General features: G+C 73.5%; 17 protein-coding genes and 1 pseudogene. 13 read left to right on the top strand and 5 right to left on the bottom strand.

Annotated elements, in window-relative coordinates; translation table 11 throughout:
* The first annotated feature begins 45 nt into the window (after positions 1-45).
* From CP977_RS34940 to CP977_RS27210, 3 genes and pseudogenes are all read left to right on the top strand, one after another.
* Entirely contained in the window at positions 46-810 is a 765-nt protein-coding gene (locus tag CP977_RS34940) for a PASTA domain-containing protein (RefSeq protein ID WP_229991694.1), read from the top strand.
* A 22-nt stretch (positions 811-832) separates the two neighbouring features.
* Positions 833-1,186, top strand: a pseudogene (locus CP977_RS27215) (GNAT family N-acetyltransferase); the annotation flags it as partial.
* 337 nt (positions 1,187-1,523) lie between these two features.
* Entirely contained in the window at positions 1,524-2,549 is a 1,026-nt protein-coding gene (locus tag CP977_RS27210) for a hypothetical protein (RefSeq protein WP_152370976.1), read from the top strand.
* A 426-nt stretch (positions 2,550-2,975) separates the two neighbouring features.
* Here CP977_RS27210 and CP977_RS27205 read toward each other — a convergent pair whose 3' ends face one another.
* Positions 2,976-3,416: a DUF6086 family protein gene (locus CP977_RS27205; protein ID WP_152371650.1), complete on the bottom strand. Its 441-nt coding sequence runs from the start codon at positions 3,414-3,416 to the stop codon at positions 2,976-2,978.
* A gap of 177 nt (positions 3,417-3,593) precedes the next feature.
* Positions 3,594-4,748, bottom strand: a complete 1,155-nt coding sequence (locus tag CP977_RS27200; RefSeq protein WP_109184315.1) for an acyl-CoA dehydrogenase family protein — start codon at positions 4,746-4,748, stop codon at positions 3,594-3,596.
* A 164-nt stretch (positions 4,749-4,912) separates the two neighbouring features.
* On the opposite strand from CP977_RS27200, the gene CP977_RS27195 reads away from it, so the two are divergent.
* The 6 genes from CP977_RS27195 (at position 4,913) to CP977_RS27170 (ending at position 9,415) form a co-directional block, all read left to right on the top strand.
* Positions 4,913-5,518, top strand: a complete 606-nt coding sequence (locus CP977_RS27195; protein ID WP_062751614.1) for a TetR/AcrR family transcriptional regulator — start codon at positions 4,913-4,915, stop codon at positions 5,516-5,518.
* A gap of 194 nt (positions 5,519-5,712) precedes the next feature.
* A complete protein-coding gene (locus tag CP977_RS27190; protein ID WP_183953362.1) occupies positions 5,713-6,348 on the top strand; it encodes a TNT domain-containing protein in 636 nt (211 codons plus the stop codon).
* Positions 6,345-6,590 (top strand): hypothetical protein, encoded by a 246-nt coding sequence (locus CP977_RS27185; protein ID WP_062751615.1) that lies wholly within the window; start codon positions 6,345-6,347, stop codon positions 6,588-6,590. The genes CP977_RS27190 and CP977_RS27185 overlap by 4 nt, the downstream gene beginning before the upstream one ends.
* 163 nt (positions 6,591-6,753) lie before the next feature.
* Complete coding sequence (locus tag CP977_RS27180; RefSeq protein ID WP_152370974.1) at positions 6,754-8,070, top strand: ROK family protein; 1,317 nt, start codon at positions 6,754-6,756, stop codon at positions 8,068-8,070.
* Between the two features lie 176 nt (positions 8,071-8,246).
* Complete coding sequence (locus CP977_RS27175) at positions 8,247-9,035, top strand: hypothetical protein (RefSeq protein ID WP_152370973.1); 789 nt, start codon at positions 8,247-8,249, stop codon at positions 9,033-9,035.
* A complete protein-coding gene (locus CP977_RS27170; RefSeq protein WP_062751618.1) occupies positions 9,032-9,415 on the top strand; it encodes a GntR family transcriptional regulator in 384 nt (127 codons plus the stop codon). Before CP977_RS27175 ends, CP977_RS27170 begins: the two co-directional genes overlap by 4 nt.
* Before the next feature lie 7 nt (positions 9,416-9,422).
* Here CP977_RS27170 and CP977_RS27165 read toward each other — a convergent pair whose 3' ends face one another.
* Positions 9,423-10,670, bottom strand: coding sequence for an MFS transporter (locus tag CP977_RS27165; protein WP_079130968.1), 1,248 nt, complete (start codon positions 10,668-10,670; stop codon positions 9,423-9,425).
* Positions 10,671-10,770: 100 nt separating this feature from the next.
* On the opposite strand from CP977_RS27165, the gene CP977_RS27160 reads away from it, so the two are divergent.
* Positions 10,771-11,151, top strand: a complete 381-nt coding sequence (locus tag CP977_RS27160) for a MerR family transcriptional regulator (RefSeq protein WP_062751620.1) — start codon at positions 10,771-10,773, stop codon at positions 11,149-11,151.
* A 188-nt stretch (positions 11,152-11,339) separates the two neighbouring features.
* Positions 11,340-12,182 carry an oxidoreductase gene (locus tag CP977_RS27155; RefSeq protein WP_062751621.1) on the top strand — a complete coding sequence of 281 codons (843 nt, stop codon included), beginning with the start codon at positions 11,340-11,342 and terminating at the stop codon, positions 12,180-12,182.
* 12 nt (positions 12,183-12,194) lie between these two features.
* Here the strand turns inward: CP977_RS27155 and CP977_RS27150 are convergent, their stop codons facing one another.
* Positions 12,195-12,587: a hypothetical protein gene (locus tag CP977_RS27150; RefSeq protein WP_062756783.1), complete on the bottom strand. Its 393-nt coding sequence runs from the start codon at positions 12,585-12,587 to the stop codon at positions 12,195-12,197.
* Between the two features lie 162 nt (positions 12,588-12,749).
* On the opposite strand from CP977_RS27150, the gene CP977_RS27145 reads away from it, so the two are divergent.
* Both CP977_RS27145 and CP977_RS27140 read left to right on the top strand, forming a co-directional pair.
* Entirely contained in the window at positions 12,750-12,923 is a 174-nt protein-coding gene (locus tag CP977_RS27145) for a CsbD family protein (protein WP_079130969.1), read from the top strand.
* 129 nt (positions 12,924-13,052) lie between these two features.
* Positions 13,053-13,766: a restriction endonuclease gene (locus CP977_RS27140; RefSeq protein ID WP_152370972.1), complete on the top strand. Its 714-nt coding sequence runs from the start codon at positions 13,053-13,055 to the stop codon at positions 13,764-13,766.
* A 30-nt stretch (positions 13,767-13,796) separates the two neighbouring features.
* On the opposite strand, the gene CP977_RS27135 is transcribed toward CP977_RS27140, so the two are convergent.
* The gene (locus CP977_RS27135; RefSeq protein WP_152370971.1) at positions 13,797-14,918 is read right to left on the bottom strand and encodes a serine hydrolase domain-containing protein; all 1,122 of its coding nucleotides are present in this window, start codon (positions 14,916-14,918) and stop codon (positions 13,797-13,799) included.
* Between the last annotated feature and the right edge of the window lie 40 nt (positions 14,919-14,958).

Raw genomic sequence — 14,958 nt, 5'->3', positions numbered from 1 at the left:
ATATGTTCACCGATCAATCAATTCGGTGACACAAAGCGAGGGCCCGTGAGCCAGCAGTATCCGCCGCACCAGCCGCCTCCCCACCCGGCCGCGCCCGGCCCGTACGGGCCTCCCCGGAAGCGGTTCTCCACCGGCGCGGTCATCGCCGTGGTGGTCGGCGGGGTGTTCGTCCTCCTCGTCGCCCTCGGCCTCGCGGTCGGCGACGAGACCCCCACGGACGACAAGGCGGGCAGGCCGCCCGCGGCGGCCGGGAGCACCGCGGCGAAGACGCCCGCTCCGGAGCCCACGACGGCGGCGCCCACCAGCGCCGCTCCGGAGAAGAAGGCCGAGTCCGGCACCCTGCCGAGCTTCGTGGGGATGGGGCTCCAGTCCGCCCAGGACAAGGCCCAGGAACTCGGCTTCCACCACCTCGCGTCGCACGACGCGCTCGGCCGCGGCCGCAACCAGGTCTCCGACCGGAACTGGAAGGTCTGCTCCCAGACGCCGGCCCCGGGCCGGCACCCGAGCGACACGAAGGTGGACTTCGGCACCGTGAAGCTGGAGGAGGACTGCCCGGCGACGGACGCGGGGGCCGTCCCCGAGAGCGCCGGCTCCACGATGCCGGACCTCAAGGGCAAGTCCGTCAAGGTCGCCCGCCAGACCCTGGACTCCTCGACCAGCTTCACGATCGAGGACGCCTCCGGCGCGGACCGTTTCATCCTCGTGGAGTCGAACTGGAAGATCTGCTCCCAGGAACCGGCCGCGGGCACCGCCCTCAACGGCCAGCCGGTGACGCTGCGCGCGGTGAAGTTCGAGGAGTCCTGCGCGTAGGACACGGCGGGGAGGGGCCGCGGCAGGGAACCGCGACCGTACCGCCCGGGAGGAACTCGACCTCTTCCACCGGTGCCCCTCCCCACGGCAGTGGTGGCGGACGGCGCACACGCCGGAGGGCGACCTGGCCGGCATCCACATCCCGGCCCACAACCCCTCCGGCCCGACGATCGGCTTCATCGGAGTCGTCCCGGAACGGCGCGGTCGCGGCTACGCCTACGACCTCCTCGCGGAGTGCACCCACCTCCTCGTCGAGCAGGGCGCGGAGTTCGTCGGCGGAGCGACGGACCGGGCCGACTTCCCCACGGCCGCGAACTTCACCAAGGCCGGCTTCCCCGTCATCCGTGAACGCGTCAACTTCCACCCATCACCCTGACACTGGTCAAGGTCAAGGGCTCCTGATTCCTGAAGAACGGCTGGCGGCGGAGTGCGGGCCGCACATGGACGCGGTCCGGCCCGAGGGCGGGTCCGGACCGCTTGCCGGTGCCCGACGGCATGCCGGCCGACAGTGAACGTGCAGGATCTACGCCGTGGAGCGGCCGCTCGCTCTGCTCGTCGTCCACCCGGGCTGGAGGACGACCGTCTGCGTTTCCAACTGCTCTGTGAACGCTCGTGTCCCTTGTTCGAGTGCTCACGGCGAGCGTCCCGTGCCGGAACTCTTCGTGGGATGGCCACGAGGGCCGTTGTCAGAGGCGGTTGGCAGGATTGCGGCCATGAACGTCACTCCTGTCACTCCGCCACGGCCGATCGACGTTGCCGCGGTATTTCCCCGACTGGCTCCGCTGGCCCGCACGGCGACCCGCCTGCACCCCCGTCCCGGGGCACCGACATGGCACGACAGCTCGATCGGCGGGCCGCTGCTGTGGCCCGCCGAGGAGCCGTGGCCGTACTGCCGGGAACCGCATGTGGTGGATGGCATCAACCCGGCCCTGTCCCTGGCGGATCTGCGGCTGGAACGACGGATCTTCGCCGCCTCGCACGGCCGGGACCTGACTCCGGAGGAACGGGAGACCCTCGAGCGGATCCGGCCCCCTCGGACGCATCCGGTGAGGTTGGCGGTCCAGGCGTACGACGGCCCCATAGCGATGCTGCCCGTCGCGCAACTGTACGTACGGGATGTGCCCGATCTGAGCCCGCCGGAGGGCAAGGACCTGCTGCAGGTCCTGTGGTGCCCTTTCGATCACCCGATCATGCCCAGGACCCTGCTCTTCTGGCGTTCGGCAGCCGCCGTCACCGGCATTCTCGACGCGCCCCCCGAGCCGTCCGCAGTGCAGTTCGACGGCTATCTGCCGGAACCGTGCGTGCTCGAACCGGAGCAGATCACCGAGTACCCCGACCATCTGGAGCTGAGCGAAGAACTGCAGGAGCAGCTCAGGCAGTGGAGCGTGCCGCAGGCGGCAGAGGAGGGCATGGACCCGGACACGTACTACGACTGCGTGCTGTCCAACGCACCCGGCTGGAAGGTCGGCGGCTGGCCCGCCTGGAACTCCACCGACCCCAGCCCGCAGTCCTGCTCCGAGTGCGGCACCGGCATGGAGCTCCTGATGACCGTCGCCACGTTCGAGGAAGGGGACGATGCCGGGAACAGCTGGTCTCCGCACCCCCACCCAGGCGCTGGACCGTACCCCGGCCACCGCGGCCACAACGCGACCGGGGTCCAGATAGGCAGCGGCTACCGGCAACACCTGTTCGTCTGCCCGGCGGAGCCCGAGCATCCGCACATCGAGTCGATGACGTAGCCCGTCCGCAGTGTGGAGTCGGGGTTTCACGGTGCGGGCGTGCCGGGTGGCCGCGAGGCTCGCGGTGCCTGCCTGCGGCCCGACGTCCGAGAAGGAACCGGGCCGTCCCTGACACGACCGCGCCGTGCTCCGGGTTGAGCAGGACACGCAGGGGCCACCGGGAGGACAGGCCCCTGTCGTCCCGACGGACGTCGGGGGGAAGCACGACTTGAAGCGCGAGGTCGAATCGGTCTGCTCCGCCGCATTACCCGCGAGGCCGGCGGACGACAAGAACGGCGACCAGGTCTTCAGCGACCCGTAAGCCCGTCACGTCGTCGGCGAGGTGAAAAGTCTCCGCCCGAACGCATTGCGGCTTGGACGCCGTTTCTCATGGCGGGCTGCGGTGACGAAGGGCTCTGATCGGTTCGTCGTACGTCGTTGCTGCCGTCAACGAGGCATATGCCGTCCGAGTTGGCGTGCTTTCTCGCGCAGGCCCGCAGCCCAAGCTCCGCCGTCCGCCGGGGCGGACATCCCTGTGACGGTGGAAACCTGCACGTCTTCGAACGGGGCTTCCGGGGTGGCGCCGTACCGTGCCCAGTCCACGGTGATCCCGGCGCGCTCCGCAAGAACCAGCACCGTGGCAGTGAAGCCTTCGGAAAGCGCGAGCCAGATGGTGTGGCTCGTTCTTCTGTGCTCCTCCAGGAGGGCTTCGACGAAGGTCTCGAAGGTGCCGGGGCTGATCCGGCACTCGTCGTTCTCCATCGGCCCGATGCCCGACGGAAGTTCCAGCTCCGCCTCGAAGACCGCCACTTGGCGCTGGAACATGAGAGAAGCCCCATTGGACGGGTTCCACAGCGTCTCGTCGCCCAGGTCGAAGTACTGGCTCATCGTTGCGCCTTTCAGCCGGTCATGACAGGGCAGCGTATCCAGCCGGACCATTGCCGTCGTCAGGGTTACGTCCTGGCCGGACACCGCCGGCGGACGAGGGTCGCGGCGATGCCGACAAAGACGAGAAAGCGCCCGGCCTCGCACCTCGGGAAGCCGACTGGAACCACGCCCGACCCGCTACTTCTCCGGGACCGCCAACCCCCGGCTGATCACCAGCCGCTGGATCTGGTTCGTCCCCTCGAAGATCTGCATGATCTTGGCCTCGCGCATGTAGCGCTCCACCGGGAAGTCCCGGGTGTAGCCGTAGCCGCCGAGGACCTGGACCGCGTCCGTGGTGACCTTCATGGCCGTGTCGGTGGCGATGAGCTTGGCCGCGCTGGCCTGGCGGCTGAAGGGGCGGCCGAGGTCGCGGCGGCGGGCCGCGTCCAGGTAGGTGGCGCGGGCCGCGTCGACGGCGGCGGCCATGTCGGCGAGCAGGAAGCCGAGGCCCTGGTGGTCGACGAGCCGGCGGCCGAAGGTGGTGCGCTCGTTGGCGTAGGCGACGGCGGTGTCCAGGGCGGCCTGGGCGAGGCCCGTGGCGCAGGCGGCGATGCCGAGGCGCCCGTTGTCGAGGGCGCTGAAGGCGATCTGGAGGCCCTGGCCCTCCTCGCCGACGAGCCGGTCCTCCTCCAGGAGGGCGCCGTCCCAGTAGGCGGCGGTGGTGGGCACGGCCTGGAGGCCCATCTTGCGTTCGGGCGCGCCGAAGGTGAGGCCCTCGGTGGCGCCCGGGGCCAGGAAGCAGGAGACGCCGCGGCTGCCGGGGGCCGTACGGGCGAAGAGGGTGTAGAAGCCGGCCCGGCCGCCGTGGGTGATCCAGGCCTTGGTGCCGGTGACCCGGTACCCGCTGCCGTCCTCCTGCCGCTCCGCCTTGCAGCTGAGGGCGGCCGCGTCGGAGCCGGCCTGCGGCTCCGAGAGGCTGTAGCCGCCGATGGTCCGGCCCTCCAGCATCGCGGGCAGCCAGCGCTCCTTCTGCTCCGGCGTGCCGAAGGCGTGCAGCGGGTGGCAGGCCAGGGTGTGGACGCTGGTGGCGACGGCCACGGCCGCCCAGCGCGCGGCCAGTTCCTCCAGGACCTGGAGGTAGACCTCGTACGGCTGGCCCCCGCCGCCGTACTCCTCCGGGTACGCGAGGCCGAGGAGTCCCGCCTCGCCGAGGGTCGCGAAGAGCCCTTCGGGATAGGTCTCGGCGGCCTCGTGCTCGTCCACCCGGGGGGAGAGCTCCTTGTCGGCGATCTCCCGGGTGAGGGCGATGAGGTCCGCGGCTTCGGGGGTGGGAAGCAGGCGGTCGACATCCATGGCGACTCCAGCGGCGCGCAAAGTGGTACTGGGGAGGGTACTCCAGTACCGGTCAGAGTAGCGCAGAGGCGGTCGGCCGCAACCCCTGGAGCCGCGCCGCACGGACCGGCACCGCGTGCGCGGGGCCACGGCCCCCTCCGGGCGCGGCCTGGAATACTGGGCGGGTGATCGAGACCTCCGCCGCCGACACCCCGCAGCTGACGGGCCGCGGGGCGGCGCGCCGCTCCGCCCTCTTCGAGGAGCTCGTCGCCCTCCTCGTCGGCGAGGGCTTCGCCGGCCTGACGCTCGACGACCTCGCCGCCCGCCTGCACTGCTCGAAGCGGACCCTGTACGGCCTGGCCGGCAGCAAGGAGCAGCTGGTCCGGGCGGCGGTCGTGCACTTCTTCCGGCGCGCCACGGGCCGGGTCGAGGCCGTCCTCGCCGCCGCCACCGGCCCCGCCGAGCGGCTCGCCGCCTACCTGCGGGCGGTCTCGGCCGAACTGGCGCCGGTCTCGCCGCAGTTCTTCGACGACGTGGCGGCCTTCGAGCCCGCGGCCGAGGTGTACGAGCGCAACACGCGCGCGGCCGCCGGGCGGGTCCAGCAGCTCATCGAGGAGGGCGTGCGGGCCGGGGTCTTCCGCGAGGTGCACGTGACCTTCGCCGCCGACGTCATCTCCTCGGTCATGGTCCGCATCCAGCGACGCCAGGTCGCCGCCGCGACCGGCCTGGCCGACGCGGAGGCGTACGACCAGCTCGCCGAACTCCTCCTCAGCGGCCTCCGAAAGGCCTGAGGCCCGAGGCCTGAGGCCCGAGGCTTCGATCAGCGAGACCCCCGCCGCGAATGGCCGGTTTCCACCCCCGCCCCTCCCTCACCCCCCGCACCCGCTCGACTACTCTGTGCCGCGCCACTGACCACCCCTCCCAGGGAGACCTCCGCGTGGAGCACAGCCGTACCGTTCCCAGGATCCGCGCCGTACTCGCCGCCATGGGCGTCACCGCCGCCCTCACCGCCGCCCCGGCGGCGCAGGCCGCGCCCGTCGAGAGCGCGGGGAAGCACCGGCCCGCGCCCTGCACCGGGGAGTTCCGGGGCGACGCCCGGCTCGGGCCGCAGCACCTGCCGAACAAGCGGCAGGAGCCGGTCGGGCCGCTGCTCGACGGCTACCACAGGACCGGCAAGCTCTCCCCCGCCGCCTTCCTCAAGAAGTACTGGGAGGGCCCGGCCGACACCGGCGGCTGGAAGTACCCGCCCAACGACGGCTTCGGCGAGGTGAACGGCGAGGTCGACAAGGCGCCCGAGCTCCTGGTGAAGGGCGAGCACCTGGACCGCTTCGGTTCGGAGTTCGGCGGCTACCTGGCCCCGGCGGGCGACGCCTACGCCGAGCGGGCGCTGCCCCCGCAGAACCTCAACACCCGTGACGCCGCCTTCCCCTGCGACTACCACGTGTACGAGGTGACGCGGGCGTTCGTGGTCTGGGAGGGCTCCATCGCACCCTGGTTCGAGCAGCCGGGCGGCGGCCGGCAGATCAAGCTGGACCCGGCCTTCCTGGACCCGGGCGAGGGGCAGCGCCTCAACGTGAAGTGGCTGCTCGACAACGGCTACCTCGTGCGCGTCCCCGCGTGACCGAGCACCGCCGCGCGCTGGAGCGGGCACTGCGGGAGGCCGGGGTGCCCGCCGGCTACTACTGGATCGAGGGCGTCCACGAGCCCTCCCCCGTCCCGACCGACTTCGCCTATATGCGGGCGGCGCCGGGCGGGGGCGGCTGGGAGACCGGGGTGTACGAGCGGGGCGCGTACGAACCGGTCGCGGTGCACCCGGACGAGACGGACGCCTGCGCCCACCTCCGGACCCTCCTGGGCGCCTAGGGGCGCCCCAGGGAACGTCCTGGGAGGCCCCGCGTTCGGGAAGTGAAGGCGACAGGAACTCGATTCCCTTATTTCAGGTCATGACTTAAAGCTAAAGATAAAGTCGCTTCCCGGGGTCCCGCAGCGGTATGTTGCGATCAGGACTATTCCATCAGGGGGCCCAGTGACCATGCGGAACGGACGCACCGTCCGTGATCTGCGGCGCGAGAACCGCACCGCCGTCCTCCAGCGCCTGTACTTCGACGGGCCGATGAGCCGCTTCTCGCTGGGCCCCGCGACCGGGCTGAGCTCCGGCTCGGTCAGCAACGTGGTCGCGGAGCTGGTGGCGGAGGGGATCGTCGAGGAGGCGGGCAGCGTCGACTCGACCGGCGGGCGCCCCCGCACCCTGCTCCGGGTCTCCCCGGGCGGCGGCTTCATGATCGGCGTCGACGTCGGCGAGACCCGGATCAGGATCGAGCTCTTCGACCTCGCCCTCACCGAACTCGCCCGCACCGAGCGCCCGTTGGCCGTGGGCGGCCCGCATCCGCACGAGCGGTACGAGGTCGGGGTCGTCGTCGGGCACGTCCGGGACGGCATCGCGGAGGTACTGCGGACCGCCGACGTGCCCGCCGAGCAGCTGCTCGGCATCGGGGTCGGCGTGCCCGGGATCGTGGCCCGCACCCCCGAGGACGGCGCCGTCGTGCACGGCCAGACCGTGGACTGGGACGCCGTCCCGCTGGAGCGCCTGCTGCGCGGGAGCGTGGAGCTCCCGGCCTCGGTGCCGTACTGGATCGACAACGGCGCCAAGACCCTCGGCCAGGCCGAGATGTGGTTCGGCGCGGGCAGGGGCGCGCGCAGCGCCGTCGTCGTCCTCTTCGGCTCCGGCGTCGGCGCCTGCGTCGTCACCGATCCGACGGGGCCGGGCCGGGCGGTCGAATGGGGCCATCTGAAGGTGCGGGTGCGGGGCCGGCGCTGCCGCTGCGGCGCCCTGGGCTGCCTGGAGGCGTACGCGGGCGCGGAAGCGCTCCTGGAGCGCTGGCGGGAGGCGGGCGGGCGGCCCCCGGAGGGTGCGGACGAGGAGACGGCCCTGACGGCGATGCTCACCGCCGCCTACCCGGCCGAGGCCGGAACCCCGCCCGACGCGACCGCCCTCGCCGTCCTGGAGGAGACCGCCGAATACCTCGGCGCGGGCTTCGCCGACCTGATCAACCTCTTCCAGCCCGAGCGCATCCTCGTCGGCGGCTGGGCCGGCCTCCAGCTCGGCACCCGCTTCCTGGAGACGGTCGAGGGGTACGCGCGGGAGTACGCCCTGAAGCACCCGGCCGCCCACGTCGACATCGGCCTGGGCACGCTGGGCCCGGACGCGGTCACGGTCGGCGCGGCGATCCTGCCGCTCGCGGACTTCTTCGCCCGGGGCGGCCGACGGACCGAACCCGAGGGCGAGGCCGCCGAGGAGCAGCCGGCGTGGGCCACGACCGTACGGGAGCGGACGGCGCACTGACCCCGGCCCCGGGGAACACCGGTGCGGTGGTGGACGCCGAGACCGCTCACGGGCCGGTCGGCCGCCGGGTCCGCGACTCCCCACCCGCACCCTCTTGTGTCATCCATTTGACACAAGGGGCAGTGACCGCCATCTTGTACTCATCACTTGACACAAGAGTTCCGACGGGGGTCCCCATGCTCGATTCCGCCCTGTCCCCTCCGACCCGGCCCGCCCGTGCCGAACTGCTCGTCCGGTGGGGCGGCGCGGCGGTCGGCGCGGCGGCGGCCTGGACGGTCGCCCACGGCGCCGCCCTCGGCCTCGGGGTCCTCCACGCCCTGCCGGTCTTCGCCGTCTGCGTCACGGCGGGCGTCCTGGCCGCCGACGCGCAGGCCCCCGGGCCCGGGGGCGCGATACGTCGCGCGAGCCTCGTCCCGCGTCGCGTCCGCGACGTCCTGCCCGCCCGCTTCGCCCTCCTGCTCGCCGCCGAGGCCGCCGTGCTCCTCGCCCTGCTCGCCGTCGCCGCGCTCACCGCCTCCCCGGACGACACGGGCAGGGCCGGTCGCACGCTCAGCGTCGCCTGCGGGAGCCTCACCCAGTCCCGAGGGCCCTGGCCCGGCCTCTTCTACGGCGCCCCGCTGCTCGTCGCCCTCGCGGTCGGCACCGCCGCCTGCGGCTACGCGCTGCGCCGGATCACCGGGCGCCCGGTCCCCGGGGGCGACTCCGCGGTGGCGGCGGCCGACGCGCGCCGGCGCCGGGAACGCGCCCGGGTCGTGACGGCCGCGTGGGGCCTCCTGGTCTCGGCGCCGCTGGGCGGCACAGCCCTCTTCGCCTCCGGCGCGCTGCGCTCGCTGTCCTGCGTGGGCCCCCTGGTCCACACCGCCGGCCTGCTCCTGCTCCCGGTCGCCGCGGTCGCCGCCGGCACGGCCCTGTGGTCGCTGCTCACCGTCCTCGCCCCGCCGGCCTCCCTCCGGAGCAGGCCGTGAACGGTCCGACCGTACGCGTGGACACGGCCGGTCCGGTCCCGCCGTACGAGCAGATCCGCTCCCAGCTCGCGGCGCTCATCGACGGCGGCGTCCTGCCGGAGGGCGAGCGGCTCCCCACCGTCCGCCGGCTCGCCGCCGACCTGGGGCTCGCCCCCGGCACCGTGAACCGCGCCTACAAGGAGCTGGAGGCGGCGGGCCTGGTCCGCACCCGGCGCGGCGCGGGCACCAGGGTCGCCGCGCGTCCGGGCGCGGCGCCCGTCGACACCGCCGCCCTCACCCGGCTCGCCCGCGCGTACGTCGCCGGGGCCCGGGCGGCGGGCGCCGACGAGACGGCCGTCCTGGCCGCCGTACGGGCGGCCCTGGACGCGCCCCGCGCCTGAGGGACCGTCAGGGGGCGTTCCGACGGGCGGGAAAGCCGTGGGTGCGGGCCGCGACGACCACGGCCGCCACGGGGACCAGGAGGGCGAGCACGCTCCAGGGGAGGGCCCCGGTGCCGAACGCGTCGAGGAGGAGGCCGCCGACCACCCCGCCGCCCGCCATGGCGACGTTCCAGAGGGTGACCAGCATCGCCTGCGCCGCGTCGGCCCGCTCCCCGCCCGCGTCGCCCGCCGCCGTCTGCAACAGGGTCGGCGCGCCGCCCCAGCCCAGGCCCCAGAGCACCACCGCCCCGTACACGAGCGCGGGCGACCGCGGGAACAGCGCCAGGATCCCGCCGGCCACCGCGACGAGCAGCGTGCCGGTGATCATCAGGGCCCGGAGCCGGCGGTTGATCAGGGCGCCGACGGCCCAGATGCTCAGCAGCGAGGCGGCGCCGAAGACCAGGAGGACGGTGTCGGCCCGGCCGCCCATCCCGAGCCGGTCGAGGAAGGCCGCGATGTAGGTGTAGAGGAGGGTGTGGGCGAGGACGAAGACGAGGGTCACGGCGAGGACGGGGGCGACGCCGGGGACCTTGAGCACCCCGAGCATCGGCGGCGCGGAACCCTCCTCCGGGCGGTCTCCCGGGTAGTCCGGGACGGCGGCCAGGATCCAGCCGAGGAGGACGAGGGTCAGGCAGGTCATGACGAGGAAGGCCGTCCGCCAGTCGACGGCCCTGCCGACGAACGTCCCGGCGGGCACGCCGAGGGAGAGCGCGACGGGGATGCCCGCCATGGCCACGGCGATGGCCTTGCCCTGGAGGTGGGCGGGGGCCGTCCGCCGGGCGTAGCCGGCGAGCAGCGCCCACGCGAGGCCCGCCGCGACCCCCGCGGCGAACCGGGCCGTCATCGTCAGCGGGTACGAAGTGGAGAGTGCCGTCACGGTGTTGGCGGCGGCGAAACCGGTCATCGCGGTCAGCAGGAGCCGGCGGCGGCGCCACCCGGCGGTCGCGGCGGAGAGCGGGACGGCGGTGAGGACGGTGCCGAGGGCGTAGATCGTCACCGTCTGCCCGGTGGCGGACTCGCTGACGCCCAGGTCGCCGCCCATCGCGGGCAGCAGCCCGGCGGGCAGCGTCTCGGTGAGGCTCGTGATGAAGACGGCGGTCGCCAGGGCGAGCAGCGCCGGCAGGTTCAACTTCCCCGGCGGGGAAGGGCTTTCGGCCCGTCGCGGAGAGGGGGCGGGGCCGCGCGAGGGCCCTCTGGTCAGGTCTGTGCTCGACATGGCAGCATGCTCGAACCCTTCCATTGATGTGAAGGTCAAGCGGTGTGAAGGTCGAGCGGGATCCGGAAGAGCGTCGCGGGAACGCGGGGAGGGCGGGGGCGTGCGCATCGGGGAGCTGTCGGAACGCACCGGGGTCTCCCGCCGGATGCTGCGGTACTACGAGGAGCAGGGCCTGATCGCCTCCCATCGGTGCGCCAACGGTTACCGCGACTATCCCGAGCCCTGCGTGGACCGCGTCCAACAGGTGCGCGGGCTGCTCGACGCGGGCCTCTCGACGCAGACGATCCGCAGGATCCTGCCCTGCCTCGGGCCGCCCGGCCGCATCGACATCCCGAACCCGACGCCCGAGACGATCGCGCTCCTGGAGCTGGAGTGCGCCCGCATGTCGCAGCGGATCGACCGGCTGACCCGCAACCGGGACGCCATGACCGCGTACCTCGCGGACGTCCGGAAGGCGGCCCCGGCCGAGCCGGCCGCCTGAGGCCCGCCTGCCCGTCGCCCGCCCCGGCCGTCGCCCGCCCGCCCGGCTCCCGCCGCGACCGCGGCCGGGCGACGGCCTCGCGCGCGGGATCCGCGAACGTCCTTCCGTCACCACCCTGTTGACTTCGACAACACTCCAAGTCCTAGCGTCGGGACGTCGGCCACAAGGCGATCGGACGGTGGGAGAACATGGGTGTTTGGTTTGTCACGGGTGCCTCGCGCGGGCTCGGCGCGGAGATCACCCGCGAGGCGCTGGGCCGCGGGCATCGCGTGATCGCCGCGGCGCGGGACGCGTCGGCGGTGCTCCGCGCGTACGAGGAGAAGCCGGACGGACTGCTGGCGGTGAGCGCGGACGTGACCCGGCCGGAGCAGCTGGCGGCCGCGGTGGAGTCGGGTCTGAAGGAGTTCGGCCGGATCGACGTCGTGGTCAACAACGCGGGTCACGGCCTGGTGGGCGCGATCGAGGAGACCTCCGACGAGGCCGTCCGGGCGCTGTTCGACGTCAACGTGTTCGGCGTGCTCAACACCTTGCGGGCGACCCTGCCGACGCTGCGCGCCCAACGGTCCGGGCACGTCGTGAACATCGGCTCCGTGGGCGGCTTCGCCACCGCTCCGGCGGCGGGCCTGTACGGTGCGTCGAAGTTCGCCCTGGAGGGCGTCTCCGAAGCGCTGCACGGCGAGCTGGCCCCGCTCGGCGTGCGCGTCACGATCGTGGAACCGGGCGGATTCCGCACCGACTTCCTCAGCGCCTCCAGCCTCCGGGTCGAGCCGGCCGTCATCGAGGACTACGCCCTCGGCGCGGGGCCGGTGCGCGAGGCGCTGGCCCGGAACGACGGCCGCCAGCCGGGCGATCCGGCGAAGGCGGCCAGGGCCGTCGTCGACGTCACCGAGGCCGCCGAGCCTCCCCTGCGGCTGCAGTTGGGCGCGGACGCGGTCGAGCGCGTCGAGGCGAAGCTGGACCTGGTGCGGCGCGAACTCGACCGATGGCGTCACGTGGCCCTCTCGACCGGCGTCGGGGAGGACGCCCGCTGACCGGGCGGCCCGTCAGGCGGGGGCGAAGAGGTCCCCGGGGGCGTCGTCGAGGACGAAGCCGTTGTCGAAGCGGACGCGGACGGTCGTGCGGAGCTTCCGTTCCAGGTGGGCGGTCCAGGCCGGTTCCAGGGCGGTGACCTGCTCTTCGAGCTGCCGTCTGCTGGCCGGGGGCATCTGGTGGCCGAAGTCGTCCAGGAGGGACTTGAGCCGTTCGTACTCGCGTACTTCCGGGCCCGGGGGGCGGTCCTCGTCCGTCACCCGCTCGACGGTGCCCCCGACGCCCGCCGCCAGGGCCAGGAAGCCCGCCCCGGTGCCCGTCTCCGCCGCGGGTCCGCCGGCCGGGACGACCTCGCCGGCCAGCCTGAGGTCCACCGCGAGCCGTACTCGCCGGCCCTCTTTCAGCATCGTCGGCCCTTCGTCCTCGGGATGGTCGGCCGTACGCACGCGCGCGTGGCCCACGGCGATTATCGCGGTCCGGAACCCCCGGCCCCGTTTCGGGGGCCGGTTCGCGGTTATGCGGCATTCCACCAAGGCAACGGTTTTCCAGGTTCTCGGAGAGGAGCCGACATGTCGGGCAACGAGAAGATGAAGGCCAAGGGCGAGCAGGTCAAGGGCTCGATCAAGGAGACGACGGGCCGTGCGCTCGGCAACGAGCGGATGGCCGGCGAGGGCCGCGCCGAGCGCGCCAAGGGCGACGCCCGGGAGGCCAAGGAGAAGACGAAGGACGCCTTCAAGCGCTGACCCTCCGGGCCGGCACGCGCCGCGGCCCCCGGCCCCCTCGCGGGTCGGGGGCGCGGCGCGTGCGGAGCCGGGTGGGCTGTGGGCGGGGGGCCGCACGGGCAGGGTCGTACGCGAGGGAGGGAGGGGCCGATGGGATCCGTCGGGGAGGACAGGGGTGCGCTCCGGCGTCGCCCCGCGGCGATCGGGCGCGATCTGGTGCTCGTGATCGGGCTCGTGGGGACGTGCGTCGGGGGGCTGGCGCTCTTCCTCAAGACCGCCGGGGCGGCCGGGGACCGGGGCTCGGGCGTGCCGGCCGCCCTCCTGGTGGCGCTCGCCGCCCTCGGGGCGCTCGGCGTGGCCCTCGCCCTGTTCCGGCGGGGCGCGGCGCCCGCCGGGAGGCGCGGAGACCTCCGTACGCCCGCCGCGCCGGCCCCGGACGTGCCCGACGTCGGGACGGAGGCGCTGGACCACACGGCGGTGGACCCGGACGGCTTCGAGCACACGGTCGCCGCGCTCTGCGCGCGGGACGGCTGCACCCCCGTGGAGGTGGTCGGCGGCGCGGGCGACCTGGGCGCCGACGTGATCGCGACGAGCCTGGACGGGCGGCGCGTGATACTCCAGTGCAAGCAGTACGCGGAGGACCACCGCGTGGGCTCCCAGGACCTCCAGCGGTTCGGCGGCACCTGCTTCACCGTCCACGGGGCCGACGTGGCCGTGGTCGTGACCACCAGCTCCTTCACCGCGCCGGCCGCCGAGTACGCGGCCACGTGCGGGATCGTCTGCGTGGACGGCGAGGCCCTGGCCGCCTGGACGGACCGGCTCGCGCCTCCCCCGTGGGAGGCGCTTCCGGTGGATCCGGCCTGATCCCGGAGAGGGCGCCCGTCGCCGGGCCGGTCAGCCGTACATCGCCACGCGGTGGAAGGCCGCGAGCGCGTCGTCGAGGGGACGGGCCCGCGGCCTGCCGGCGGAGTCGAGCCGGTTCCACCTCTGCATGTTGACCGCGACCGCCATCCGCCGCTTGCCGTCGGCGCGGATCGCGGCCAGCGTTCCGCCGCCCCAGACCGTGCCTCCGTGCCCCCAGAAGACGTCCCGCCCGGGAGGAGCCTCCATCGGGTACAGGCCGAGGCCGTAGTCGATCAGCTTCCCCTCCTGGGAGACGACCGGGACGGTGCGCCGCATCTGCGCCAGCGACGACGGGCCGACGATCTCCCCGGCCAGCAGCATGCCGTAGAAGCGGTTGAGGTCCGCGACGGTCGATATCAGGGAGGCCGTCGGGCCCACCCACGACATGTCCTGGACGCTGTGGTCGCGCGGCGGGTCGATCATGCCGAACCACGCTTCGTAGAGGAGGGAATGCGGCCCCTCGACGTACGGCCCGGTGGGAAATCCGGTGTCCCGGAGCCCGGCGCGCTCGATGACGTCCCGGGTGATGCACTCCTCGGCCGTCGTGCCGGTCACCCGTTCCAGGAGCCGGCCGAGGAGCAGGTAGTTGGTGTTGGAGTACACCCCCGGAGTGCCGCCCGGGGTGCCGACGGCGGGTGCGGTGACCCCCATCCCGATCAGTTCGACGGGGTCGAACCGGGTGAACCGGTGGTCCTCCAGGCTCTGGGGCCCGGTGTTCGCGAGGTCGGGGAACGCCTTGAGGGAGGGGTAGGCGTACGGGAGGTACTCGGCGAGGCCGCTGGTGTGGTTGACCAGCATGCGGACCGTGATCGCGTCACCGCGCTCCCCGGGGACCAGCTCCGGAAGGTACCGCCCGATCGGCGCGTCGAGGTCGATCCGGCCGCTCTCGACCTGCCGCAGGACCGCGGCGGCGGTGAAGGTCTTGGTGACGCTGCCGACCCGGTGCCGCATGTCGGCGGTGACGGGGCGGCCGGTGGCGGTATCGGCCACCCCGGCGGCCCCGCGCCAGACCCGGTCGCCCTCGCGCACTTCGGCGAACAGGCCCGGCATTCCGGCACGGTGGACGTTCTCGAGGGCGGCGTCCAGCGCCGCGGGACTCCATGAGGTCCTCATGGCATGCGTCCTTTCGCTCTGCTCGGCACACGCTTGCCCT

The organism is Streptomyces cinereoruber, from assembly GCF_009299385.1.
In the GTDB taxonomy this organism is placed as follows: domain Bacteria; phylum Actinomycetota; class Actinomycetes; order Streptomycetales; family Streptomycetaceae; genus Streptomyces; species Streptomyces bikiniensis.
Note: the sequence above shows the minus strand (reverse complement) of the source record. Positions and strands in the feature narration are given on the sequence as shown.

What these genes read in the sequence shown, in the direction of transcription:
- CP977_RS27210 (WP_152370976.1), top strand. Translation starts at nt 1,524, where the DNA reads ATGAACGTCACTCCTGTCACTCCGCCACGGCCGATCGACGTTGCCGCG.
- CP977_RS27205 (WP_152371650.1), bottom strand. Translation starts at nt 3,416, where the DNA reads ATGAGCCAGTACTTCGACCTGGGCGACGAGACGCTGTGGAACCCGTCC.
- CP977_RS27200 (WP_109184315.1), bottom strand. Translation starts at nt 4,748, where the DNA reads ATGGATGTCGACCGCCTGCTTCCCACCCCCGAAGCCGCGGACCTCATC.
- CP977_RS27190 (WP_183953362.1), top strand. Translation starts at nt 5,713, where the DNA reads ATGGGCGTCACCGCCGCCCTCACCGCCGCCCCGGCGGCGCAGGCCGCG.
- CP977_RS27175 (WP_152370973.1), top strand. Translation starts at nt 8,247, where the DNA reads ATGCTCGATTCCGCCCTGTCCCCTCCGACCCGGCCCGCCCGTGCCGAA.
- CP977_RS27165 (WP_079130968.1), bottom strand. Translation starts at nt 10,670, where the DNA reads ATGTCGAGCACAGACCTGACCAGAGGGCCCTCGCGCGGCCCCGCCCCC.
- CP977_RS27155 (WP_062751621.1), top strand. Translation starts at nt 11,340, where the DNA reads ATGGGTGTTTGGTTTGTCACGGGTGCCTCGCGCGGGCTCGGCGCGGAG.
- CP977_RS27150 (WP_062756783.1), bottom strand. Translation starts at nt 12,587, where the DNA reads ATGCTGAAAGAGGGCCGGCGAGTACGGCTCGCGGTGGACCTCAGGCTG.
- CP977_RS27145 (WP_079130969.1), top strand. Translation starts at nt 12,750, where the DNA reads ATGTCGGGCAACGAGAAGATGAAGGCCAAGGGCGAGCAGGTCAAGGGC.
- CP977_RS27140 (WP_152370972.1), top strand. Translation starts at nt 13,053, where the DNA reads ATGGGATCCGTCGGGGAGGACAGGGGTGCGCTCCGGCGTCGCCCCGCG.
- CP977_RS27135 (WP_152370971.1), bottom strand. Translation starts at nt 14,918, where the DNA reads ATGAGGACCTCATGGAGTCCCGCGGCGCTGGACGCCGCCCTCGAGAAC.